Origin of the sequence: Saccharothrix texasensis (genome assembly GCF_003752005.1) — a bacterium.
Taxonomy (GTDB): Bacteria; Actinomycetota; Actinomycetes; order Mycobacteriales; family Pseudonocardiaceae; genus Actinosynnema; species Actinosynnema texasense.
The window spans coordinates 856,933-879,873 of the sequence record NZ_RJKM01000001.1; the positions used below are offsets into that span (position 1 = coordinate 856,933).

Below are 22,941 nucleotides of genomic sequence, written 5' to 3' on the forward strand. Positions count from 1 at the left end.
GGCTGCCCGGGTGGTGCGCGGACCGGTCGGGCGACGAGCCGGTCAAGGTGCTGTTCGAGGTGCGGCGGATCTCGACGGCGTTGGGGCTGCGGTTGGCCGGTGGGCGCGAGGTCGTGGCGAAGGCCCGGGAGGACGACGGCCGGGCCGCGTCGTGCGTCGCCGCTGCCGAACCCGCGCTGGACGCGGCGGGACCACGCGGATCACGGGTTGTGGCCGGCGGTGCCGCTGCTGGACGACCGGGATCAGAGCACCGTGCCCGCACGTCGTGGCCACGGCCGCCCGCGTGCGCGCCCGGCTCCTGGCCGCCGACCTGCCGTGCGTGCCGAGCCACGCCGACTACGAGGGCAGAACCTCCGCCGGCGGGACGGGGAGGTGTGGGCCGGCAGGTGGTCCGAGCAGAAGTTCTCCATCGTGGCCGACAACTTCTCGCCGCACCGCCAACCCGACGTCCTGGGCCGGGCTGCGGACAACGCCGTCGAGTTGGTGTTCCTGCCGACCTACTCCAGCTGGCTGAACCGGATCGAGGCCGAGTTCACCGCCCTGCGCTACTTCACCCTCAACGGCACCGACCACCGCAACCACACCGAGCGAAACGCCAAGGTCGCGTGACGCAGCACCAGCTGGGTCTTTCAGCTTCAGGCTGAGGCGCGGTGACGGAGGTTTCTGCGAGGGCTTCCCACCCCGCACAGCCCTACCGTGGGGCGGACCCGGTCGGCGCGGTGCTCATGGCTCATCCGTGCCGACCGGTGCGTGGTCCCCCTACCCTTCCCGGTTCGACCAGGACAGGAAATCCGACCAGAACGCTGCTGTGGCGGCAACGACGTGCCGCTCCTCGTCGGCTCTGCCCTGCGGGCCGCCGAACTCCTGGTGCACGTAGTCGATGAGGTCGTACCCGTAGGGGATGATGTCGGCGCCGCGGATCGACAACACCGGGTGAGCGAATGTCGCCCGGCCCGCGGGCAGGTAGCGATGGGAGTAGACCGGAACCAGCTGCGGCACTGACGCCAAGTGCGCCCTCGCGCCGGCTACGGCGTCGGTCCGCCGGGCAGGGCGCGTGCCCCAGCTCGGATGCCAGAAGTCCGCCTCCGCCACCGCGAACATCACGTCTTCGACCGGTCTGTCGAGCCAGGAACGAAGCTGTGCGGCGTTGCCGTGGCGCCAGTCGGGCCATGCCCCTCCCGTGGGCAGCCCCACCGCGAGAAAAGCGCGGTGGTCGTCGGCGAACGCGAACCCGAACCGCGCTTCGATACCGGCCAACTCCTGCTCCGTCAACCCCGGGTGGATCTCGGTGCGTCCGAGCCGGGCCAGCAGGCGTGCGGCCTTGGCACCGAGCTTCACCCCGAACGGATTGATCATTTGTGCAGGTTACAGCCCCATGGCGCGCAATCAGGGCCCAAGAGCTGCGAGCTCGTCGACGTGCAGAAGATGTACGACGCGCATCGGAGCGATCATCAGCACCGCACTCGTACCGCTCGACATGGAAGGACCAGCCTGGACCGTCAGCACACCGAGCCGATTACCGGGTCGACGTTCCGAGATGCGGCAGCCGGTTCACCTCGACGGAACTGGAGGTCGCGTGAGCGACCGGTCTCTGGCAGGCCGCGCACGACGCCCGCTGGGAGGCGTTGCACGACAGCGCCCCGTGTCCGGTGACGCCTCCGCGCCCAGGCGGCCGAACGCCTGCGCCGGGCGGACGCGTAGACCGGGGCCGCGTGCGCGAAGGCACGCCCCCCTTCGCCGGCCGCGCCGCTACGGTTCCGGCATGCGCACGGTCGCCGTCCTCGCCCTCGACCAGGTCGTCCCGTTCGACCTGTCCACGCCGATCGAGGTGTTCAGCCGCACCCGCCTGCCCGACGGCGGACCGGCCTACCGCGTGCTGGTCTGCGGCGCCACGCCGACGGTCGACGCGGGCGCGTTCACCCTCCAGCCGCCGCGGGGCCTGGACGCCCTGGCCGACGCGGACACCGTGATCCTGCCCGGCTGCGCCGACGCGACCGCGCCGATCCCGGACGAGGTGCTGGACGCCCTGCGGCGCGCGGCCGCCGGTGGCGCGCGGCTCGCGTCGATCTGCGCCGGCGCGTTCATCCTCGCGGCCACCGGGCTGCTCGACGGGCTGCGCGCCACGACCCACTGGTCGGCGGCCCCCGCGCTGGCGGCCCGGCACCCGGAGATCGACGTGGACCCCGATGTCCTCTACGTGGACAACGGCCGGCTGCTCACGTCGGCCGGCGCCGCCGCCGGGCTGGACCTGTGCCTGCACCTGATCCGCCAGGACTACGGCTCCGCGGTGGCCGCCGACGCCGCCCGCCTGTCGGTGATGCCGCTGGAACGCGAAGGCGGCCAGGCGCAGTTCATCGTGCACGAGCAGCCGCCGACGACCCGCGGCTCCCTGCTCGAACCCGTGCTGCGGTGGATGGAGGACAACTGCGGGCGCGACCTCGGGCTCGCCGACATCGCCGCGCACGCGGGCATGAGCACCCGCACCCTCAACCGCCGCTTCCGCGAGCAGACCGGCACCACGCCGTTGCAGTGGCTGCACCGCACGCGCATCCGCCGGGCGCAGCACCTGCTGGAGGCCACCGACCACCCGGTGGACCGGATCGCCGCACGGGTCGGCTTCGGGTCGCCCACCGCGTTCCGGGACCGGTTCAAGCGGGTCGTCGGCACCAACCCCCACGCCTACCGCTCCGCGTTCCGCGCGCCCGCTCAGTCGACCCCCGCGTAGGAGTGCAGCCCGACCGCGACCAGGTTGACGAAGAACAGGTTGAACAGCACCACGACCATGCCGACGACGTTGAGCCAGGCCGAGCGCCGGCCGCGCCACCCGGCCGTGGCGCGCGCGTGCAGGTAAGCGGCGTAGCAGACCCACGACACGAAGGCGACCGTCTCCTTCGGGTCCCAGCCCCAGAACCGGCCCCACGCCTGCTCGGCCCACACCGCGCCGGTGACGATCGCGAACGTCAGCGTCAGGAACCCGACCGTGCCGGTGCGGTAGGCGATCTTGTCGAGGTCCTCGGCGGGCGGCAGCCGGCGGCGCGGCGCGCCCTTCCTGGAGAACTCGCCCGAGCCGGCCAGGTGCAGGGCGCTGACCACGCCGGACAGCAGGAACACGCCACTGGCCATGATCGCGGCGGCCACGTGGACGACGATCCAGTACGAGCGCAGCGACGGCACGAGCGGCGCGGCCTCGGCGTAGAGCCGGTTGCCCGCGAGGAACAGCAGCGACGCGACCGGCGGCAGCACGAACACCGACATGCGGCGCAGGTCGTGCCGGCACACCAGGTACAGCCACGCGCCGACGGCGATCAGCCCGACCGCCGACAGGTACTCGTACATGTTGCCCCACGGCACGCGGCCGGTCGCGACGCCCCGCAGCACCACCGAGGCCAGGTGCAGCAGAGCACCCAGGACCGTCAGCGCGACGCCGGAACGCCCCAGCCGCACGGCGAACGCGGGCGGGTCCACCGCGTGGCGGGTCAGGGCGTACTCGGCCGAGCAGAGCAGGGCGGCGAGCATGTACACGCCGAACGCGCTGGTGAACAGCCAGTCGCTGAGCAGGGCGGGCCCTACGAGGCGGTCACCCACGGCCGGCCCACAGCTGGTCGAGCCGCAGGATCATGACCGGCACGCTCAGGCACGTCACGGCCAGCACGCCCGCGCCCCACCGGGACCGCTCCGCCACCGACCACACGGCGCCGAGCGGCAGCACGACCGCCACGCCGACCAGGTAGCCGAGGAACGTGGCCCGGTCCAGCTCCCGGTCCGAGCCGAGCACCGCCACCGCGCCGACGACCGCCTGCGCCAGCAGCCCCGCCTCCAGCAGCAGGACGACCGCCGCCAGGCCGAGCGTCGGCTTGGTGCGCAACGTGATCGGGTGGTCGAGCACGGCGAGCGCCAACGCCCAGGCCGCGGCCGCCAACGCGACGACCGTCAACGCGGTCGCCAAGACTTGGATCATCGAGAAACCCCTCCAACACGACTACTACGAAACGTAGCACTACACGTTGTAGTAGTCGCCGGAGAGGGTCACCGCACCAGGAAGCTGAGCGGGATACCGACCAGGACCAGCCCTCCGACCAGGGCGGAGCACCGCAGGGCGGCGGGCAGCGGCGGGAGACCGGCCAGGCGGACCAGCCGTGCCGCGACCGCGACGTCGGCCGCGCCGAGGGCGCCCTCGGGCGGACGCGCCGAACCGAACCTGCGCAGCGCCGAGGCGAGCGGCTGGGCGCCGTGGCGCAGGCTCGCGCTCTCGTCGGCCCGCATCTCCACCAGCAACGCCACCGCCCGCGCGACCGACCGCGCCAGGCGGACCTTCGGCAGCACCGAGCACAACGCGCTGAACGGCAGCAGCACCAGGTCGTGCCGCTCACGCCCGTGCGCGTGCTCGTGGCCGAGCACGGCGTCCACCTGGTCGCGGGTCAACGCGGTCAGGGCGCCCGAGCTGAGCACGACGGCCGAGCGCGCGCCGGGCACGCAGTAGGCGACCACGTTCGGGTGGTCGAGCACGAAGGCCCCGGGCGCGGCCTCGTCCCGGCGGGCCACCAGCGCCAGCACGTCGCGGTGCCGCCGCCGCACCCGCAGCACCGAGCCCCACGTCCACAGCAGGCCGATCACCAGGTCCAGCGCGGACAGCAGGCCGAGCACGACCAGCAGGGCGAGCGGTGTCACGTCGCCCCGCACGGCGTCGTCCGCCCACCGTCCCAACGCGACCGGGATCGGCGCGTCGTGAGGCGCGAGGCCGAGGGCGAGCAGCAAGCCGACCGCGGACAGCGCCCACGACAGGCCGAGCATCTGCCACAGCAGGATCCCGGTCCGCGGCGCGCGCCACACCCACCGGGCACGGGCGAGCGGACCGGCCACCGCCACGCACAGCACGAACGTCGCCGCCAGGTGCAGCGCGGCGTTCACCGCTCGTCCAACGCCTGGCTCAGCGCTTCCGCCTCGGGCGCGGTCATCGACTGCGCGAAGTGCGCCAGCGCGGTCTCCCGGTCGCCGGTCAGCGACAACGCGTCCAGCATCAGCCGCGCGACGTACTGCTCGCGGCTGGCCACCGGCGCGTAGTACCAGGCACGGCCCTCACCGGCCTCGCGGCGGACGAACCCCTTCTTCGCCAGGCGGTTCAGCACCGTCATCACGGTCGTGTAGGCGAGGTCGCGGTCCGCGAGCGCGCGGACGACGTCCCGCACCGCGACCGGCTCGCCGCGGTCCCACAGGACGTCCATCGCGGCACGTTCCAACTCGCCGAGCCCGTTCACCGGCACCCTCCACCCGTCACGGGGCGATCGTACGAGGCGCGGCGGCGGGCGGGCTCACGAGCCGCTGATGTTGACCATCCAGGAGATGCCGAACCGGTCCTGGCAGGCGCCGAACTCGTCGCCCCACACCTGCTTCTCCAGCGGCACCGTGACGTTGCCGCCGTCGGACAGCTTCTCGAAGTAGCCGCGCAGCTCGGCGGCGTCGTCGCCGCTGAGGCTCACGGTGATGTTGTCGCCGGGGTTGTGCGGCATCCCGGGCGGGGTGTCGGCCCCCATCAGCGCGTAGCCGCTCGACGTCTCGAGCATGGCGTGCATGATCTTCCCCGCCTCGGGCGCGTCCGCCTGGCCGTACTCGCCGAACGTGCTGAGCCGCAGCGTGCCGCCGAAGACCGATTCGTAGAACTCCATCGCCTCGCGCGCGTTGCCGGCGAAGCTGATGTAGGGGTTGAGCCGAGAGGTCACCGTGTCCTCCTCGAAGGTCGTGCGGGCGGCCCCATCCTGGCAGCACGACCGGCCGCCCGCAGGGGCACGGACCCCGCGTCGACCAGGCGCTACTGCACGTCACCGGTGGTGGCCGAGCGGACCTGGCCCGAGGACAGGTCACCCGGCGGGATGCCGGGGTGGTGACCGGTCCGCGCGCCGGGCGCGGGCGCGGACGGCGCGAGCGACAGCCTGGAGACGATCCGGTAGCGGTCGCCCCGGTACAGCGAGTGCACGTACTCGACGGGACGGCCGGTGGTGTCGTTGGTCAGCCGCTCGAACAGCAGCGCGGGCGCGAACACCGGCACGCCGAGCAGCGTCGACTCGGCGTCGTTGGTGACGGTCGGCTCGATGGACTGCACCGCGTCGCTGACGTGCACGCCGTGGTCGGCCAGCCGGTCGTAGAAGTTGCCGGACTCCATGTCCTGCACCGTGAGGCCGGGCGCGACGGCCACCGGGACGTGCAGGTACTCGATCGCCATCGGCGCGCCGTCGACCAGGCGCAGCCGGGCGATGTAGGTGATCTCGGCGGCCGGCGACACGCGCAGCCGGCGGCCGACCCTCGCGCCGGCCGGGACGCGGGCGTGCTCCAGCACCCGGCTGGTCCACGCGCCGCCGGCCTGCGGCACCGTCATCGCGCGGTCGGCCGCCACCAGCTCCTGGGTGATCTTGGCGGGCGCGACGAACGTGCCGCGGCCGTGCTGGCGGATCAGCAGGCCGGTGTTGACCAGTTCGTCCACCGCCGAGCGCAGCGTGGGCCGGGACACCGCCAGCTGCCGGCACAGCGCCCGTTCGGCCGGGATGGGCGCGCCCGGCGGGTGCGTCTCGATGAGCTCGAGCAGGTAGTCGCGCACCCGTTCGCGCTTGAGGATCGGTTCGGCCATGCCGCCTCGCTTCGTCTTGCGTGGTCCTCGACCAGTATGTCAGACCAGTGGTCAGGTCGGTGCCGACCAAGATCGAGAGCGCTCTCACGCCCGTGAACTGGGTGTTGACTGCCACATTGGTCTATGCCATCTTCGGACAGGCTCCACCGAGGTTTACCAATTGGTCAGCTGAGAGGTGAGACGTGCCGCACCGCCCCGTCGCCTTCGTCCTCGCGTCGTTGCTCGTCCTGTCCGCCTGCGGTTCCGACCCGGGCGAGTCCGGCGGCAAGCAGGACATCACCGTCTGGCTGATGAAGGACTCGGCCACCGACGACTTCGTCAGCCGCTTCGAGACCGAGTTCGAGCGCGACCACCCCGAGCTGGACCTGAAGATCCAGGTCCAGGAGTGGAACGGCATCACGCAGAAGGTGACCAGCGCGCTGGCCAGCACCGACCCGCCGGACGTGATCGAGGTCGGCAACACCCAGGTCGCCCAGTACGCCTCCAGCGAGGGCGTCACCGACCTGTCGGCCAAGGTCGGCGAGCTCGGCGGCGACGACTGGATCCCCGGTCTCGCCGAGCCGGGCGCGGTCGGCGGCAAGCAGTTCGGCATCCCGTTCTACGCGGCCAACCGGGTCGTCATCTACCGCAAGGACCTGTTCGCGGCGGCCGGCGTGACGCCGCCGACGACCCGGGACGAGTGGCTGGCCGCGACCGCCGAACTCGACGAGGGCGACACGCAGGGCATCTACCTGCCCGGCCAGAACTGGTACGTGCTGTCCGGTTTCGTCTGGGACGAGGGCGGCGACCTCGCCCGGCAGGACGGCGACGAGTGGTCCGGGGCGCTCGGCACCCCGGAGGCGCTGGCGGGCGCGGACTTCTACCGCCGCCTGCAGGCGTTGGGCGACGGGCCGAAGGACTCCGACGAGGCCAAGCCGCAGCAGACCGACGTGGTCGCGGGCGGCGAGGTCGCGCAGTTCATCGCGGTGCCCGGCGCGGCCGAGCTGGTCGCCAAGGCCAACCCCGCGCTCGCCGACCAGCTCGGCTTCTTCCCGATCCCCGGCAAGACCGCGGCCACACCCGGCGCGGTGTTCACCGGCGGCTCCGACCTGATCATCCCGCTCGCGTCGCCCCGCCAGGACGGCGCCTACCAGGTGGTCAAGGCGCTGGCCGGGGAGAAGTGGCAGGTCGAGCTGGCCAAGGCGATGAACTACGTGCCCAACCGGACGTCGCTCGCGAGCGCGGTCGGCGACGACCCCGGCGCGGTGGCGATGGCGGCGGGCGCGGTCAACGGCCGGGCCACGCCGAACTCGCCGAACTGGGCGGCCGTCGAGGCGCGCAACCCGATCAAGGAGTTCCTGACCGCGGTGCTGACCGGCGCCGACCCGGCGACGGCCGCGGCCGAGGCGGACAAGGTGATCACCCAGGCGCTCAACTCGGGCGCCTAGCATGACGACGACGCTGACGCGGGCGGCGCGACGCCGCCCGCCGTCGACCACTCCCCCGCCACGCCGCCGCCGCACGTCGTGGTGGCCGTACCTGCTGATCGCGCCGACCGTGCTGGCCACCGGGTTCCTGCTGCTGTACCCGCTGGCGCGCAACGTGCTCATCTCCGTGCAGGAGTTCGGCCTGCCGCAGCTCGTGCGCGGCGACGCGCGGTTCGTCGGCCTGGCGAACTACGCCGGGGTGCTGGGCGACCCGGAGTTCTGGGCGGTCGTGCGGCGGACGCTGGTGTTCACCGCGATCAACGTCGTGCTGATCATGGTGCTGTCCACGTCGGTCGCGCTGCTGCTGGTGCGCCTCGGGAAGTGGGCGCGGCTGCTGGTGATGTCCGGGCTGGTGCTGGTGTGGGCCACGCCGGTGATCGCGGCGACCACGGTGTTCCAGTGGCTGTTCCAGTCCCGGCTCGGGGTGGTCAACTGGGCGCTGGTCGAGCTCGGGTTCGACGGCTACCGCGACTACGCGTGGTTCGCCGACGGTCCCGCCACGTTCGCCATCCTGGTCGCGCTGATCGTGTGGCAGTCCGTGCCGTTCGCGGCGCTGTCGCTGTACGCGGCGATGGTGACGATCCCGTCCGACCTGTACGAGGCGGCGCGCATGGACGGCGCGGGGGCGTGGCGGGTGTTCTCCGCCATCACCTTCCCGGTGCTGCGGGCCATGTTCGGGCTGATCACCTGCCTGGAGGTGATCTGGGTGGTCAAGGCGTTCGTGCAGATCTGGGTCATCTCCCAGGGCGGGCCGGGCCGCGCCACCACGACGTTGCCGGTGTACGCGTTCCAGGTCGCGCAGTCGTTGCAGCGCTACGACCTCGGCGCGGCGGTGTCGATGCTCATGGTGCTGCTGCTCGTGCTGGCGCTGCTGGCGTACTTCCGGCAGATGTACCGGCAGGAGGAGCTCTCGTGACCGGCCGGGTCTCGACCGGCAGGGCGCTGCGCGGCGTCGCGGCGGCGGTCGTGTTCGTGGTGTCGGTGTTCCCGGTGTACTGGATGGTGCTGACGGCGTTCAAGCCGACCCGGGACATCCAGGCCGCGACGCCGACGTTCCTGCCGCTGTCGCTGACGTTCGAGCACTTCGGCACGGCGGTGTCGGCGCAGGGGTTCTGGTCTTTCTGGCGCAACAGCGTCGTGGTCGCGGGCGGCGCCGTGCTGCTGTCGCTGGCGGTGGCCCTGCTGGCGGCGTTCGCGGTCGCCCGGCTGCGGTGGAAGGGGCGGCGCGGGTTCATCCTGATGGTCTTCGTCGCGCAGATGACGCCGTGGGAGGCGCTGCTCATCCCGATCTACGTGATCGCGCGGGACACCGGGATGCTCGACACGCTGTGGATGCTCACGCTGGTCTACTTCATGATCACGCTGCCGTTCACCGTCGTCACGCTGCGCGGGTTCCTCGCCGCCATCCCGGTCGACCTCGAAGAGGCGGCGCTGGTCGACGGGTGCTCGCGGGCGCAGGCCTTCCGCCGGGTGGTCTTCCCGCTGCTCGCGCCGGGACTGCTGGCGACCTCGCTGTTCGGGTTCATCACCGCGTGGAACGAGTTCGCCTTCGCCAACGTGCTGATCATCAAGAACCAGGACGACCGCACCCTGCCGGTGTGGCTGTCGTCGTTCAGCAACACGTTCGGCACGGACTGGGGCGCGACCATGGCCGCCTCCACGCTGTTCATGCTGCCGGTGCTGCTGGTGTTCCTCGTGCTCCAGGGCCGGGTGACCACCGGGATCGTCGGCGGCGCGGTCAAGGGCTGACGTTCCTTGGGGGTACTCGTGATCGTGCCAAGACCGACGCGGCTGATCCGGCGGCACGGGCGGTTCGCGCTCGACCGCGACACGGCGATCCGGGCCACGCCCGGCGCGCAGGGCGCGGCCCGGCTGCTGCGCGCGCTGCTGCGCCCGGCGACCGGCCTGCCGCTGCCGCTGCACGAAGACGGGCGCGTGGTGCTCGCGCTGGACGACCGGCTCGTCGGCCTCGGCGACGAGGGCTACGCGCTGACCGTGAACGAGCACGCGGTGGTGTTGCGCGCGGCCACGCGCCACGGGCTCGCCCACGGCGTGCAGACGATCCGGCAACTGGTGTCGCCGACGGCGATGGGTTCGAGACCCGTGTCCGGCGTGGACTGGGGGTTGCCCGGGGTGGACGTCCGGGACGCGCCGCGGCTGCCCTGGCGAGGCGTGCTGCTGGACGTGGCGCGGCACTTCCAGCCGGTCGCGGTGCTGCGCCGGTTCGTCGACCTGATGGCGGTGCACAAGCTGAACGTGCTGCACCTGCACCTCACCGACGACCAGGGCTGGCGGATGCCCGTGCCGCGCCACCCGCGGTTGACCTCGGTCGGCGGGTGGCGCGCGGAGAGCATGGGCGACGGCGTGCCGCACGGGGGCTCGTACACCCGCGCGGAACTGGCCGCCCTGGTGTCCTACGCCGACGAACGCGGTGTGCGGATCGTGCCCGAGATCGAGATGCCCGGCCACGCCCGCGCCGCGCTGGCCGCCTACCCCCACCTCGGCAACTTCCCGCGCCGCCGGCTGCCGGTGTGGACGCGGTGGGGCGTGAGCGACGAGGTGTTCGGCGTGGACGACGCGGTGCTCGAGTTCTGCCGCGACGTCCTGGACGAGGTGATCGACGTCTTCCCCGGCCGGCACGTGCACCTGGGCGGCGACGAGTGCCCGACCTCGGAGTGGGAGTCCAGTCCGGGCGCCTTCCGGCGGGTCCGCGAGGAAGGGCTGGCCGGACCTCGGGAGCTGCACGGCTGGTTCCTGCGCGCGATGGCCGACCACGTGGCGGGCCGCGGGCGCGTGCCGGTGTCGTGGGAGCCGATCGGCGACCCGCGCGTGGTGGTGATGCCGTGGCGCGACGCGGCGGACGCGCGCACCGCGTTGGACCTCGGCCACGACGTCGTCATGGCCCCGCACCGGTCGACCTACCTGGACTACCCGCAGTCCGCCGACCCCGACGAGCCCGCCGGGCAGCCCGGCCTGGTGGTGACCGCGCGGGACGTCTACCACCTGCCGCTGCCCGAGGGGGTGCTCGGCGCCCAGTGCGCGCTCTGGACGGAGTACGTGCCGACCGCGCACCACCTGGAACGGCTGGCGTACCCCCGGCTCGCGGCGCTGGCCGACGCGCTCTGGGCGCAACGCCCGTCCTGGACCGACTTCACCGAACGGATGCGCGCGCACACCGGCCGCCTGAGCGCGCTGTCCGTGCCCCTGTCGAGGAAGGAGGACGACGCCCGCTCCCCTGTCCCACCCTGCTGACTTGAGGAGAGAACCGAAGTGTCCGCACGCATGATCGCCGCGATCGGAGCCGCCGCGGTGTCCGTCGCCGCGCTGGTGGCCGCACCGATGGCGATGGCCGCCGACGTGGTCACCGCCCAGTACCGGACCAGCGCGTCCGGTGCGACGACCGACCAGGTCGAACCGTGGTTGAAGCTGGTCAACACCGGCGGCACGACCGTGCCGCTGTCCGAGTTGAAGGTCCGCTACTACTTCAAGTCCGAGACGCCCGACGTCGGCTACCGCTTCGCCTGCTCGTGGGCGGTGCGCGGCTGCGGCAACGTCACCGGCACGTTCGGCACGCTGACCGGCGGTCCGGCCGACCGGTACCTGGAGGTCGGGTTCACCGCGGGCGCGGGCTCGCTCGCCCCCGGCGCCGACAGCGGCGACCTGCAACTGAGGTTCTACCGGTCGAACTGGGGGCCGATCACCCAGTCCGACGACTACTCGTTCCGCGCGGCGAGCACCTACTCGGCGTGGACGCGGGTGACCGTGCACCGGGGCACGACCCTGCTGTGGGGCACGTCGCCCGGCGGCACCGGTCCGACCACGACCACCACGTCCTCGACACCGCCGAACCCGAACGGCCCGGCGTTGTTCGACGACTTCAACTACACGGGCTCCGGCGACTCGCGGATCTCCCAGCGCGGCTGGACGGTCCGCTCGGGCGGCGGCGGTCCGGGCGTGCCGGGCGCGGTGTGGGACCCGGCGATGGTGACGTTCCCGACCGTGGACGGCCAGAAGTCGATGCGGCTGGAGTCGTCCAACAACGGGTCGACCGCGCGGCAGACCGAGCTGTTCCACCAGCGGAAGTTCTTCGAGGGCACGTACGCGGCGCGGGTGAAGTTCTCCGACGCGCCCGTCTACGGCCCCGACGGCGACCACGTGGTGCAGACGTTCTTCACGATCACGCCGCTCAACAGCAACATGGACCCGAACTACGGCGAGCTGGACTTCGAGTACCTGCCCAACGGCGGGTGGGGCGAGCCCGCCAACATCCTGTACGAGACGACCTGGGAGACCTACCAGAACGAGCCGTGGGTCGCGGACAACGTCCACAGCGAGCAGCGGCAGAGCTACGCCGGCTGGCACGACCTGGTGATCCAGGTGGCGGGCGGCCGGGTGAAGTACTTCGTGGACGGCGCGCAGGTGGCCGACCACGGCGACAAGTACTACCCCGAGACGCCGATGTCGATCAACTTCAACCTGTGGTTCATCTCGGGCGGCCTGGCGGGCGCGCCCGGTGACCGCGCCTACCAGCAGCACGTGGACTACGTGTACTTCGCCAAGGACCAGGTGCTGAGCCCGGCCCAGGTGCAGGCCAAGGTGACCGGCTACCGCTCGTCCGGCGTGGACCACGTCGACACGGTGCCCGCGAGCTAGTCCGACCGGACCCCGGGTCGGGCGGCGCCCGGCCCGGGGTCCGGCCCTGCCTGCGATCCGTGGTCCGGCCCGCTCGTGGTCCGGCCCCGGAATTGGCCCTCGCGCCGGCAGGGGGTCGAATGCGAAACTCTTCCGCCTATGCGGCAGATCACTCGTGGCACCCGTGCGGGCTATGCGACCGGGTCGTTCGTCACCGGCGCGTTCGGCACCGTGCCCGGTCTGCTGCTCCTGCCCTACCTGACCGACGGCCTGGCCGTGCCCGCGGCCGTCGCAGGCCTGCTGGTGCTCGTGCCGAAGGCGTGGGACGTGCTGTTCAACCCCGTGGCGGGCCGGATCAGCGACCGGGCCGGGGTGCGGCGGCCGTTCCTGCTGCGCGGCGGGCTGGCGACGGCGGTGTTGTTCGCGCTGCTGTTCGCCGGGCCGTTCACCGGGACGGGCGCGGTCGTGTACGTGGCGCTGGTGTTCCTGGCCTGCGCGACGGCGTACGCGTTCTTCCAGGTGCCGTACGTGGCGATGGCCGCGGAGATCACCGAGGACTACGACGAGCGCACCCGGCTGATGGCCTGGCGGATGGCGTTCCTGGCGTTGGCGATCCTGGTCAGCGGCGCGGGCGCGCCGGCGGTGCGGGACGCGGTCGGCTACCCGGGCATGGGCGTGGCCGTCGCGGCGCTGATGGTGATCGGCACGCTGGCCACGGTCGCGGGCACGCGCGGCGCCCCGGCGTCGCGGCGGGTGTCCGCGGCGGCCGGCCTGGGCGAGTTGGTGGCGGCGGTGCGCGGCTCCCGACCGTTCCGGCTGCTGCTGGCCGTCTTCGTGGTGCAGGCCGTCGGCCTGGGCACGATGCTCGCCGGTGTCGACTACTTCGCCCGGCTGGTGCTGGGCGAACAGGGGTTGCAGACCGCGCTGTTCGCCGGTTTCGTCGGGCCGGCGCTGCTGGTGATGCCGCTGTGGCAGCGCGTCGGACGCCGCCACGGCAAGCGGGTCGGGCTGGTCGCCGCGTCGGTGCTGTTCGCGGTCGCGGTGGCCGGGCTGACCGCGGCACGGGTGCTGCCGGTTGCGGCGGTGCTGGCGCTGATGGCCGTGATCGGCGTGGGATACGCGGGCATGCAGGTGTTCCCGCTGGCCATGCTGCCGGACGTGATCACCGCCGAGGAACGGCGGACCGGCGTGACCCGCGCGGGCCTGTTCTCCGGGGTGTGGACGGCCGGCGAGACGCTCGGCCTGGCGCTCGGCCCCGGCGTGTACGGGCTGGTCCTGGCGTTCGGCGGGTACGTCGCGAGCACCGACGGCTCAGCCGTGCAACCCTCCGGCGCGGTGACGGCCGCGCTGCTCGGTTTCACCGCCATCCCGGCCGTGCTGGCGCTGGCGGCCCTGCCCCTGCTTCGTGAGGAGACCGCGTGACCGACGACGTCCTGGCCGAACTGCGCGCGTTGCGCGCCGGCGACCTGCCCACCCACGGCGGCCGGACGCTGGCCTACGTGTACGACAGCGCGCTGCCGGGCCTGGACGAACTGGCCGCGTCCGCGCACGCGCTGGCGTCGTCGGTGAACGGGCTCGACCCCACCGCGTTCCCGAGCCTGCTGCGGCTGGAGAACGACGTGGTGGGCACGGCGGCACGGCTGCTGGGCGGCGGTGCCGCGACGGTCGGCACGGTCACGTCCGGCGGCACCGAGTCGTGCCTGCTCGCGGTCGTCGCGGCCCGGGACTCGCGGCCCGACGTCGACCGGCCGTCCGTGGTGCTGCCGGAGACCGCGCACGCGGCGTTCCACAAGGCCGCGCACTACTTCGGCCTGCGGGTGGTCGCGGTGCCGGTCGACCCGGGGACGTTCCGGGCCGACCCGGTCGCGATGGCGGCGGCGATCGACGAGTCCACCGTGCTGGTGGTGGCCAGTGCGCCGTCGTACGCGCACGGCGTGGTCGACCCGGTGCCCGAGATCGCGGCCGCCGCTCTCGCCCGCGGCGTGCGCTGCCACGTGGACGCGTGCATCGGCGGGTGGGTGCTGCCGCACGCGCCGGACGCGCCGCCGTTCGACTTCTCCGTGCCGGGCGTCACCAGCATCTCGGTCGACCTGCACAAGTACGCGTACTGCCCGAAGGGGACGTCCGTGCTGCTGCACGCGTCCGCCGACCTGCGCCGGGCGCAGTACTTCGCGTCGGCCGCGTGGCCCGGCTACACGATGCTCAACCCGACCACCCAGTCCACCCGGTCGGGTGGACCGCTGGCCGCCGCGTGGGCGGTGCTGCGGCACATCGGCGACGACGGGTACCGCGCGCTCGCCCGCCAGGCGCTGGAGAGCACGCGGGTGCTGCGCGAGGGCGTCGAGAAGATCGACGGCCTGCGCGTGCTGGGCGAGCCGTCGTCGACGTTGCTGGCGGTCACGGCCTCGCGGGACGACTTCGACGTGTTCACCGTGGCCGACGAGATGAAGGCGCGGAACTGGTACGTGCAGCCGCAGTTCGCCTACCGCTCCTCCCCCGCGAACCTGCACCTCACGGTCACGGCGGCGAACGCGGGGCACGAGTCGGAGCTGCTGGCCGACCTGCGGGCGTCGGTGGAGGCCGCGACCGAGGCCGGGCCGGTGCGGGTGGCGCCGGAGGTCGTCGCGTTCGTCGGCGGGCTGGAGCCCGATTCGCTCACGCCCGAGGAGTTCGGCGGGCTGCTCGCGGCGGCGGGCATGGGCGGTGGCGACCGCGCGCTGCCCGAGCGGATGGCGACGGTGAACACGCTGCTCGCGGCGGCGAGCCCGCCGCTGCGGGAACGGCTGCTGGTGGAGTTCCTGGGCGCGCTGTACTCGTGAACGCCCGGGCGTTCGCACCACCGGGTGACCGCTGCCGCACCGGGAATGCGCCCGCGCCGTTCGGGAATGCGCCGGTGCGGGTCAGTGGCCGCTAACCATTCGGACGCCCTTCGCGGACTCGTCGGTCGCCGTGAACAGACCTCGCGCGTGCGCGGACAGTTCATTCCAGTCGAGGCGGCCGTCGTCGTCGACGTCCATCGCCCCGAACGCCGTCTCCGCGACCTTCCGGTCCGGGATTCCCGCTCCCCGGTAGATGGCGGCGAAGGCGTCCAGGTCGATGTAACCGTCACCGTCCTGGTCGGCCACCTCGAAATTCCCGTGCGTCGCGGTCAGCCACCTCTCGACCACCACCTCGGTGTCCACCCTCCCGGACGTGTGGGCCTCGCGGAATTCCGCCGCGCCCACCACGCCGTCGACGTCGAGGTCCGCGCCGGAGACGCAGTCCCAGATCCCCTCGTACTTCGCGATCAGGCTCCGGGCCTGCGGTGCGTCCTCGTCGAACCCGAACTCCCTCGCCACCCCGGCGCCCATGGAGGTGAAATCGCCCTTGCCGACCTCGCCGTCACCGTCCACGTCGAGGATCGCGAAAACCCGGTCGATGTTGTCGAGCAGAACCCGATCCGCCATGAAGACCCCGCTTCCGATCGATGGCACAGCCTGTCCGCGATGGGCAGCCTACTGACGGATCGTCGCCATCCGGCAGCAGGAATACGGGTTCGACTATCACTCGATGGTGTTTCCTCGGCATCGTGACAACGACCGAGAGTGGATATCACCGCACAAATCGCGTCGGCCCGCCCGCAATAACGTCGAGAACAGAAGGCTCCACCAGGAGACCGCGCCGGGACGAGCCATTCCCGGGGTGGGATCAACCGGTCAGCGCGGCGAGCGGTCGTCGGTGACCGGCGGCGTTGGGCCGTTTGCGCGATCATGGTCGCCATGCACCTGGATCTGAGCGGGAAGACGGCGCTGGTCACCGGTTCCACGCAGGGCATCGGCGAGGCGATCGCGGTGGCGCTGGCGCGGGCCGGCGCCCGGACGGCGGTGAACGGGCGCCGCGCCGACGTGGTCGACGAGGCGGTGGCGCGCCTGCGGGAGGTGGCGCCGGGGGCGGACGTGGTCGGCGTGCCGGCGGACGTGTCGACGGCGGAGGGCGCGGCGTCGCTGGTGGCGGCGCTGCCCGAGGTGGACGTGCTGGTGAACAACGTCGGCGTCTTCGGCGCGCGTCCGGCGCTGGAGATCACCGACGACGAGTGGCGGCGGTACTTCGAGGTGAACGTGCTGGCGGCCGTCCGGCTGACGCGCGCCTACCTGCCGGGGATGCGGGAGCGCGGGTGGGGCCGGGTGCAGTACATCGCCAGCGACTCGGCCGTGGTCATCCCCGCCGAGATGATCCACTACGGCGTGTCGAAGACCGCGCTGCTGGGTGTGTCGCGCGGGTTCGCGAAGGAGGCGGCGGGCAGCGGTGTCACGGTGAACTGCGTGATCGCCGGGCCCACGCACACCGGCGGGGTGGAGGACTTCGTCTACCAGCTGGTGGACCGCTCGCTGCCGTGGGAGGAGGCGCAGCGCGAGTTCATGCGCGCGCACCGGCCGCAGTCCCTGCTCGGCCGGCTCATCGAGCCCGAGGAGATCGGCAACCTCGTGGTGTACCTGGCCTCGCCGCAGGCATCGGCGACGACCGGCGCCGCCGTGCGCGTGGACGGCGGCTACGTCGACTCGATCCTGCCGTGACCCGCGGGGCCGTCGCCTCGGGAACCGATTCCGGGAGCCGTCGAATACCTCGCGGGATGCCGTAACGGTTCCGAAGCGGAGCGTAACGGCAGTTCCCCCCGCCTCGATCCCGCTGACAGGAGCGGGCCACCGCGGTCCCGCGAGGAGAGGCGGGAACATGTCTTCGCCAGGAACGGACCACCAGCCGGCCAGACCGGGGGCACGGCTGCTCGCGCTGGTCGCCGCCGCGGTCGTGCCCCTGCTGCTCGTCATCCCCGCCCAGGCCCAGGACGTCGCCGCCCAGGCGACCCTGGTGGGCACCTCGCCGCTCTCCGGCGCGGGCAGCGTGGGGCTCACCCCGGCGGTCAGCGCCACCTTCGACGGGACGGTCACCGAACCGTCCCTCCGGTTCACCGTCACCGGACCCGCCGGCGCGGTGCCGGGACAGGTGTCCCTCGCCGACGCCGGCCGGACCGCGCGGTTCGTCCCGGCCGCGCCGCTGGACCCCGGCGCCGCCTACACCGCCTCCGTCCAGGCCGACGAGGCGCCGGCGACGCACACCTGGACGTTCACCACGGGCTCGCCGAGGCCGGCCGCGTGCCCGTGCACGATCTGGGACGACTTCACCACGCCCGACACGGCCGCCACCACCGACGCCGCCGCGGTGGAACTGGGGATGAAGGTCTACTTCACCAGCCGGGGCGAGGTGCTGGGCGTCCGCTTCCACAAGGGGCCGGGCAACACCGGCACGCACACCGGCTCGTTCTGGACCGCCGCCGGGCAGCTGCTGGCGACCGGCACGTTCACCGGTGAGACCGCCACCGGCTGGCAGACCCTGCTGTTCGACGCGCCGGTGGTGGTGGAGCCGGGCCCGACCTACGTCGTGTCGTACTTCGCGCCCGGCGGTCGCTACTCGATGAACCAGGACCACTTCGGCACCTACGGCAGGGTGATCGGCTACAACCACATCGAGGGCGTGGTCAACAGCCAGACGAACCAGAACGGGGTGTTCCGCTACGGCGGCGGCATGCCCACCACCGGGTACCGCGCGTCGAACTACTGGGTGGACGTGGTCTACCGCCACGGCACCAACGGCGACCACACCCGGCCGGCGCTCGGGGCGCGCAGCCCCGCCGCGGACGAGACCGGCGTCGCGGTGGCGGGCGCGCTCACCCTGGAGTTCGACGAGGCGATCGACCTGGCCGCGACCCAGGTCCGGCTCGTCGACGACGGCCAGGGCACCCTGTACGGCACCTCCACCCTGTCCGCCGACGGTCGCACGGTGACGTGGACGCCGAACGGCCCGCTCGCCCCCGGCACCCGCTACACCGCCCGGGTGCTGGCCACCGACGTCAACGGCAACGCCATGGCGTCCCCCGCGACGTGGGCGTTCACCACCGGCGCCGCGACGTCCTGCCCGTGCTCGTTGTTCAGCGAAGCGACCTCGCCCGGCACGACGGCGTTCGGCCAGGGCATCCCGGTCGAGCTGGGCGTGCGGTTCGGCTCCTCGACCCCGGGCGCCGTCACCGGCGTCAAGTTCTACAAGGCCGCGGGCAACACCGGCGCCCACACCGGTTCGCTGTGGACCGACCAGGGCGTCCTGCTGGCCACCGGCACGTTCACCGACGAGACCGACACCGGCTGGCAGACCCTGACCTTCGCCACCCCGGTCGCCATCGAGGCGGACCAGGTCTACGTGGCCTCCTACTACTCGCCCACCGGGCGGCACTCCGCCACCAACCACTACTTCGGCACCCGGCCCCGGGTCGTGTCGGCCCCGCTGTGGACCGCGCCGGGCGCCTACGCGAACGGCAGGTACCGGACCGGGACCGGGTTCCCGGACCAGCACTACATCGGCAACAACTACTGGGTGGACGTCGTCGTCACGACCGGTTGACGGCCGTGGACGCCCGGGTCCCGCCGAGGCCGCCGAGGCCGCCGAGGCCGCCGAGTTGTCGGGACAGGGCTCTGTGGGCGCGGCACGCCGCCGTGGTACCGCGCCCACAGCCGGGTCGGACGGACCTTTGGGTCAGTGACCGACCTGGAACGTGGCGTCCGCGCGGTCCGCCGCCGTGCTGACGGGGTCGATGCGCAGGACGTACCCGGAGTGCCGCAGGTGGCGGTCGGGGAAGTTGTGCGACCGGAACGAGGTCCAGGCCGGGTCGGCCAGCCCCGCGACCCGCTGGAAGGTGGCGTCGGCCGCGAAGGTCGAGCTGCCGTCGTTCGCGGCCAGGGTCAGTTCGTAGTTCACGTGCCGCAGGTAGCGGTCCGGGTGGTTGACCGAGCGGAACGACACCCCGGCCGACGACGCGAGGCCGGGCACCAGGCGCCATTGGGAGTCCTGGTAGGGGTCGAACGGGTACGGGTCGATGCGGGCGACGTTGTCGGCGTGCCGGATCAGGTGGTCGGGGAAGTTGTAGGACTTGATCCGGTTCCAGCTCGGCGCGCCCCAGCGGGCGATCAGGTTCGTGTGCTCGGTGGCGGTGATGCCGCAGATGGTGGGGTGCTTGGCGTTGAGCGGCTGGGTGTACTGGGCCTTGGTCAGCGGGGTCCAGGAGTTGGCGTTGACGTCGCCGCTGCGCCACGCGTACAGCTCGCCGTTGACCGGGGAGTACGAGTCGCCCCACAACCACCACTCGTTGCGGTTGTGCGCCTTCACCACGATGGGCGCCTCGATGCCGCCGCTGACGACGCCGCTGGTGTAGGTGCCGCGGTCGAAGCTGCGCGGGGTGAGCGTGCTGGAGCGGGCGCCGTACAGGCGTCCGTCGGCGAAGCTCTTGTAGTACAGGTAGTTCGTGCCGTTGCCGACGTGCATGGTGGCGTCCAGCACGTTGAAGCCGGGGTCGAAGAACAGCTGCGGCGCGCCGACGGTGACGAAGTCGGTGGTGTAGTTGACGTAGAAGGCGTCACGGCCGCCGCTGTTGGCCGAGTAGAGGATGCCGTACTGGCCGCGCGCGGCGTCCCAGAACGCCTCCGGCGCCCAGGTGTGGGTCGGCATCGAGTGCATCTTGAGCCTGCGGTAGCCGGTGAACGACCGCAGGTCGGCCGAGTCCCAGGCGTGGATGTACTGGTTCTGGCGGGTGAAGTCGGTGCCGGTCAGGTCGGTGGCCAGCACCACGAACCCGCCGTCCTGCTTACGCATGATGAACGGGTCGCGCAGGCCGCCGGTGCCGGCCGTGGGGGTGGCGACGGGGTTGCCCTGGTTGAGCGGGACCCAGGTGAGCCCGTCCGCGCTGACCGCCAGGTGCAGCGCGTACCGGTCGGCGACCTTGTTCGGCGACTCGGTGAAGTAGCCCATCACGTAGGCGGAGTCACCGGGCGCCGCGGTGGCGATCCCGGTCCGGGCCAGCGCGAGCGAGGCCAGACCGCCGGCCAGCAGTGTGCGTCGTTGCAGCATCAGCCGTGTGCCTTTCGGGGGACCCCGGGGCGGGCGGGAGACACCCGCCCCGGGGGAGTCTCATTCGCCGGAGGGCGCGGTCAGGGTGGCGCCGAGCCGGACGGGCGTGCCGAAGTTCGGGGTGCCGTCCGAGTTCCAGGTGAACTTCTGCGCGCGGGTGGACCGGTTCATGTCGCAGCCGCCGCCCGCGGAGTCGTTGGCGTGGTAGACGATCCAGTCCTCGGTGCCGTCGGGCGACTTGAAGAACCCGTTGTGGCCCGGCGCGTACACGCCGTTGGCGTCGTTGCGCTGGAACACCGGGTTGGGCGACTTCGTCCAGTGCGACCGGTTGAGCGGGTCGGAGCCGGTCAGGGTGAGCAGGCCGAGCTTGTAGTCCGGGCCCCAGCACGCGCTGGCCGAGTACACGATCATCGTCTTCCCGTTGTGGTACAGCGGCTCGGCGCCCTCGTTGACCGGCGCGGTCTGCCGTTCCCAGGACAGCGTCGGCTGCGAGATGGTGCGCCGCGACCCGCTGAGCGTGTACGGGTTGGACATCGGGGTGATGGTCAGCGACTGCGTGCCGTCCATCGCGCTGCCCATCAGGTACAGCTTCCCGTTGTGCTGCAGGATGCTCGGGTCGAGCTCCCACGTGCTGCCCAGGTCGGCCTTGAACGAGTACGGGCCCATCGGGTCGGAGCCCGAGGACTCCAGCACGTGCAGGCGCTGTGTCGGGTTGTAGTCCGACACGTTCTGGCCCGCCACGTAGTACAGGTACCAACGGCCGTTGAGCAGGAAGAACTCCGGCGCCCACATGTTGCAGCACCCGTTGGAGCGGGTCAGGTTGAAGACCACCTGGTCGGACGCGGTCGACAGGCCGGCCAGGGTCGTCGACCGGCGCATCGTGATCGTGGAGTTCCACGTCGTCGTGGCCAGGTAGTAGTACCCGTTGTGGTACTGCAGCCACGGGTCGGGGCCGTTGCGCTTGATCGGGTTGGTGAACGTGCCCGGCGTGGGCGCGCCCAGCTTCACCAGCTGCCACTGCTGGTTCGTGCCGCCGGTGTCCGGCCACTGGATCACCTGGGCGCCGTCGGCGGTGGAGAAGTCCAGCACGTCCACGGCCTTGCCGCTGGCCCGGTTGACCAGCCGCACGTACCCGCCGGACGAGTCGGCCAGCCGGAACTGCTGGTTGGCGCCGTTGCGGTCGGTCCACTGCGTCAACCCGGTGCGGTCGGCGGTGTCGGCGAAGTCGAGCACCTTGCCGCTGTGCCGCGACTTCAGCCGGTAGTAGCCGCTGCCCGAGTCGACGAACTGCCACTGCTGCCACGCGCCGTCGTTGCGCGTGTACTGCGAGATCCGCGCGCCGTCGTTGGTGGCCAGGTCGTAGACGTCGAGCGCCTTGCCGCTGTTCCGGTTGACCAGCACGTACGAGGCGTTGGTGTCGACCACCGCGGCCGACGCGGCGGGCGGCAGGGCCGCGGTGACCGCGCCGAGCAGCGTGGTGACGGTGGCGAGGACCAGCCCGCCGCGGCGCGCGCGCCGATAAGTCGATCTCATGGTTGCTCTCCCTGCGACGCTGCATGGACGAACACGGTCGACCCGCCGGCGTGGAAGCCGGTGCGGGCCGGGGGGACGGCGTGGCGGCGGGAACGGGGTGCGGGCGGGCGGGGTCGCCGTCCACCGGGGCATCGCGTCTGTTAACGCTAACAGCACGATCGGCGACGGTTCAATAGCCGCGTGTCCCCACTGTTGACACACCGCCCTGGGGTCGGCCGGCTCCGCCCCCTTGGGCCGTTCGGTCGTATAACCCCCACCTGTTAGCGATAACAAGGGTCCGGTTTTCGCGCCTACCGGGAATTGCCCGGCGGGTGCCGCGAAGAATGCTTCCGGTGACCGGGCGGACACGGCGTGCGACGTTCCATAGGCAGGATAAATAGTGCCGACCGCAGCGCACAAATGACCGGTTCGACCGTTTAGAGGATTCCACATTGCGAGACGCGCGGCGTAATGTTGCGCGAACCGGCGACCCGCCCGCAGCCGCCCAGGGCAGGAGATCTCTGCATGACCGACGAGCACGCGAAAAACCATGAATTCCTGGTCGTGGTGAACGACGAGGAGCAGTACTCGGTCTGGTTCGCCGACCGGGACCTCCCGCCGGGATGGCGGGCCGAAGGAACACGCGGCACCAGGGAAGACTGCCTGGCGCACATCGACCGGGTGTGGACGGACATGCGTCCGCGCAGCGTCCGCGAGCACCTCGCCGCGCACCGCGGCTGACGCTCCTCCCGGCACCCCCCGCGCATTACCCAACACCCCGCC

General features: G+C 72.2%; 22 protein-coding genes. 12 read left to right on the forward strand and 10 right to left on the reverse strand.

Features of this window, described 5'->3' with window-relative positions; all coding sequences use genetic code 11:
- The first annotated feature begins 372 nt into the window (after window positions 1-372).
- Window positions 373-609, forward strand: coding sequence for a transposase (locus tag EDD40_RS03490; protein ID WP_170184930.1), 237 nt, complete (start codon window positions 373-375; stop codon window positions 607-609).
- A 150-nt stretch (window positions 610-759) separates the two neighbouring features.
- Here the strand turns inward: EDD40_RS03490 and EDD40_RS03495 are convergent, their stop codons facing one another.
- The gene (locus EDD40_RS03495; protein WP_123741616.1) at window positions 760-1,356 is read right to left on the reverse strand and encodes an SMI1/KNR4 family protein; all 597 of its coding nucleotides are present in this window, start codon (window positions 1,354-1,356) and stop codon (window positions 760-762) included.
- A 406-nt stretch (window positions 1,357-1,762) separates the two neighbouring features.
- Here EDD40_RS03495 and EDD40_RS03500 point away from each other — a divergent pair, with 406 nt between their 5' ends.
- Entirely contained in the window at window positions 1,763-2,725 is a 963-nt protein-coding gene (locus EDD40_RS03500) for a GlxA family transcriptional regulator (RefSeq protein ID WP_123741617.1), read from the forward strand.
- Here EDD40_RS03500 and ccsB read toward each other — a convergent pair.
- The 6 genes from ccsB to EDD40_RS03530 form a co-directional block, all read right to left on the reverse strand.
- Window positions 2,707-3,585, reverse strand: a complete 879-nt coding sequence (ccsB, locus tag EDD40_RS03505; protein WP_246037385.1) for a c-type cytochrome biogenesis protein CcsB — start codon at window positions 3,583-3,585, stop codon at window positions 2,707-2,709. The two genes, EDD40_RS03500 and ccsB, sit on opposite strands and share 19 nt — an antisense overlap.
- A complete protein-coding gene (locus EDD40_RS03510; protein WP_123741618.1) occupies window positions 3,578-3,958 on the reverse strand; it encodes a hypothetical protein in 381 nt (126 codons plus the stop codon). The genes ccsB and EDD40_RS03510 overlap by 8 nt, the downstream gene beginning before the upstream one ends.
- 68 nt (window positions 3,959-4,026) lie before the next feature.
- Window positions 4,027-4,908 carry a M56 family metallopeptidase gene (locus tag EDD40_RS03515; RefSeq protein WP_123741619.1) on the reverse strand — a complete coding sequence of 294 codons (882 nt, stop codon included), beginning with the start codon at window positions 4,906-4,908 and terminating at the stop codon, window positions 4,027-4,029.
- A complete protein-coding gene (locus EDD40_RS03520; RefSeq protein WP_231648311.1) occupies window positions 4,905-5,222 on the reverse strand; it encodes a BlaI/MecI/CopY family transcriptional regulator in 318 nt (105 codons plus the stop codon). Before EDD40_RS03520 ends, EDD40_RS03515 begins: the two co-directional genes overlap by 4 nt.
- Window positions 5,223-5,309: 87 nt before the next feature.
- Window positions 5,310-5,717 (reverse strand): VOC family protein, encoded by a 408-nt coding sequence (locus tag EDD40_RS03525; RefSeq protein ID WP_123741621.1) that lies wholly within the window; start codon window positions 5,715-5,717, stop codon window positions 5,310-5,312.
- Between the two features lie 89 nt (window positions 5,718-5,806).
- Window positions 5,807-6,619: a GntR family transcriptional regulator gene (locus EDD40_RS03530; protein WP_123741622.1), complete on the reverse strand. Its 813-nt coding sequence runs from the start codon at window positions 6,617-6,619 to the stop codon at window positions 5,807-5,809.
- 182 nt (window positions 6,620-6,801) lie between these two features.
- On the opposite strand from EDD40_RS03530, the gene EDD40_RS03535 reads away from it, so the two are divergent.
- The 7 genes from EDD40_RS03535 to EDD40_RS03565 all read left to right on the forward strand — a co-directional run bounded on the left by EDD40_RS03535 (window position 6,802) and on the right by EDD40_RS03565 (window position 15,536).
- Window positions 6,802-8,046 (forward strand): extracellular solute-binding protein, encoded by a 1,245-nt coding sequence (locus EDD40_RS03535; protein ID WP_123741623.1) that lies wholly within the window; start codon window positions 6,802-6,804, stop codon window positions 8,044-8,046.
- Between the two features lies 1 nt (window position 8,047).
- A complete protein-coding gene (locus tag EDD40_RS03540) occupies window positions 8,048-9,001 on the forward strand; it encodes a carbohydrate ABC transporter permease (RefSeq protein ID WP_123741624.1) in 954 nt (317 codons plus the stop codon).
- Complete coding sequence (locus EDD40_RS03545) at window positions 8,998-9,834, forward strand: carbohydrate ABC transporter permease (protein ID WP_246037387.1); 837 nt, start codon at window positions 8,998-9,000, stop codon at window positions 9,832-9,834. The genes EDD40_RS03540 and EDD40_RS03545 overlap by 4 nt, the downstream gene beginning before the upstream one ends.
- 24 nt (window positions 9,835-9,858) lie before the next feature.
- Window positions 9,859-11,337, forward strand: coding sequence for a beta-N-acetylhexosaminidase (locus tag EDD40_RS03550; protein ID WP_211348074.1), 1,479 nt, complete (start codon window positions 9,859-9,861; stop codon window positions 11,335-11,337).
- An 18-nt stretch (window positions 11,338-11,355) separates the two neighbouring features.
- Window positions 11,356-12,738 carry a cellulose binding domain-containing protein gene (locus EDD40_RS03555; RefSeq protein WP_211348075.1) on the forward strand — a complete coding sequence of 461 codons (1,383 nt, stop codon included), beginning with the start codon at window positions 11,356-11,358 and terminating at the stop codon, window positions 12,736-12,738.
- A gap of 138 nt (window positions 12,739-12,876) precedes the next feature.
- Window positions 12,877-14,139: an MFS transporter gene (locus EDD40_RS03560; protein ID WP_123741627.1), complete on the forward strand. Its 1,263-nt coding sequence runs from the start codon at window positions 12,877-12,879 to the stop codon at window positions 14,137-14,139.
- Window positions 14,136-15,536: a pyridoxal phosphate-dependent decarboxylase family protein gene (locus EDD40_RS03565; RefSeq protein ID WP_123741628.1), complete on the forward strand. Its 1,401-nt coding sequence runs from the start codon at window positions 14,136-14,138 to the stop codon at window positions 15,534-15,536. Before EDD40_RS03560 ends, EDD40_RS03565 begins: the two co-directional genes overlap by 4 nt.
- Window positions 15,537-15,617: 81 nt before the next feature.
- On the opposite strand, the gene EDD40_RS03570 is transcribed toward EDD40_RS03565, so the two are convergent.
- Window positions 15,618-16,163 carry an EF-hand domain-containing protein gene (locus tag EDD40_RS03570; protein ID WP_123741629.1) on the reverse strand — a complete coding sequence of 182 codons (546 nt, stop codon included), beginning with the start codon at window positions 16,161-16,163 and terminating at the stop codon, window positions 15,618-15,620.
- A gap of 312 nt (window positions 16,164-16,475) precedes the next feature.
- Here EDD40_RS03570 and EDD40_RS03575 point away from each other — a divergent pair, with 312 nt between their 5' ends.
- Entirely contained in the window at window positions 16,476-17,270 is a 795-nt protein-coding gene (locus EDD40_RS03575) for an SDR family NAD(P)-dependent oxidoreductase (protein WP_123747726.1), read from the forward strand.
- 157 nt (window positions 17,271-17,427) lie between these two features.
- The gene (locus EDD40_RS03580) at window positions 17,428-19,146 is read left to right on the forward strand and encodes a DUF4082 domain-containing protein (protein WP_123741630.1); all 1,719 of its coding nucleotides are present in this window, start codon (window positions 17,428-17,430) and stop codon (window positions 19,144-19,146) included.
- Window positions 19,147-19,278: 132 nt separating this feature from the next.
- Here the strand turns inward: EDD40_RS03580 and EDD40_RS03585 are convergent, their stop codons facing one another.
- The gene (locus EDD40_RS03585; protein ID WP_123741631.1) at window positions 19,279-20,646 is read right to left on the reverse strand and encodes a glycoside hydrolase family 43 protein; all 1,368 of its coding nucleotides are present in this window, start codon (window positions 20,644-20,646) and stop codon (window positions 19,279-19,281) included.
- Between the two features lie 60 nt (window positions 20,647-20,706).
- A complete protein-coding gene (locus EDD40_RS03590) occupies window positions 20,707-22,179 on the reverse strand; it encodes a family 43 glycosylhydrolase (RefSeq protein ID WP_170184931.1) in 1,473 nt (490 codons plus the stop codon).
- Between the two features lie 504 nt (window positions 22,180-22,683).
- On the opposite strand from EDD40_RS03590, the gene EDD40_RS03595 reads away from it, so the two are divergent.
- Window positions 22,684-22,899, forward strand: a complete 216-nt coding sequence (locus EDD40_RS03595) for an MbtH family protein (RefSeq protein ID WP_123741632.1) — start codon at window positions 22,684-22,686, stop codon at window positions 22,897-22,899.
- The last annotated feature ends 42 nt before the right edge of the window (window positions 22,900-22,941 follow it).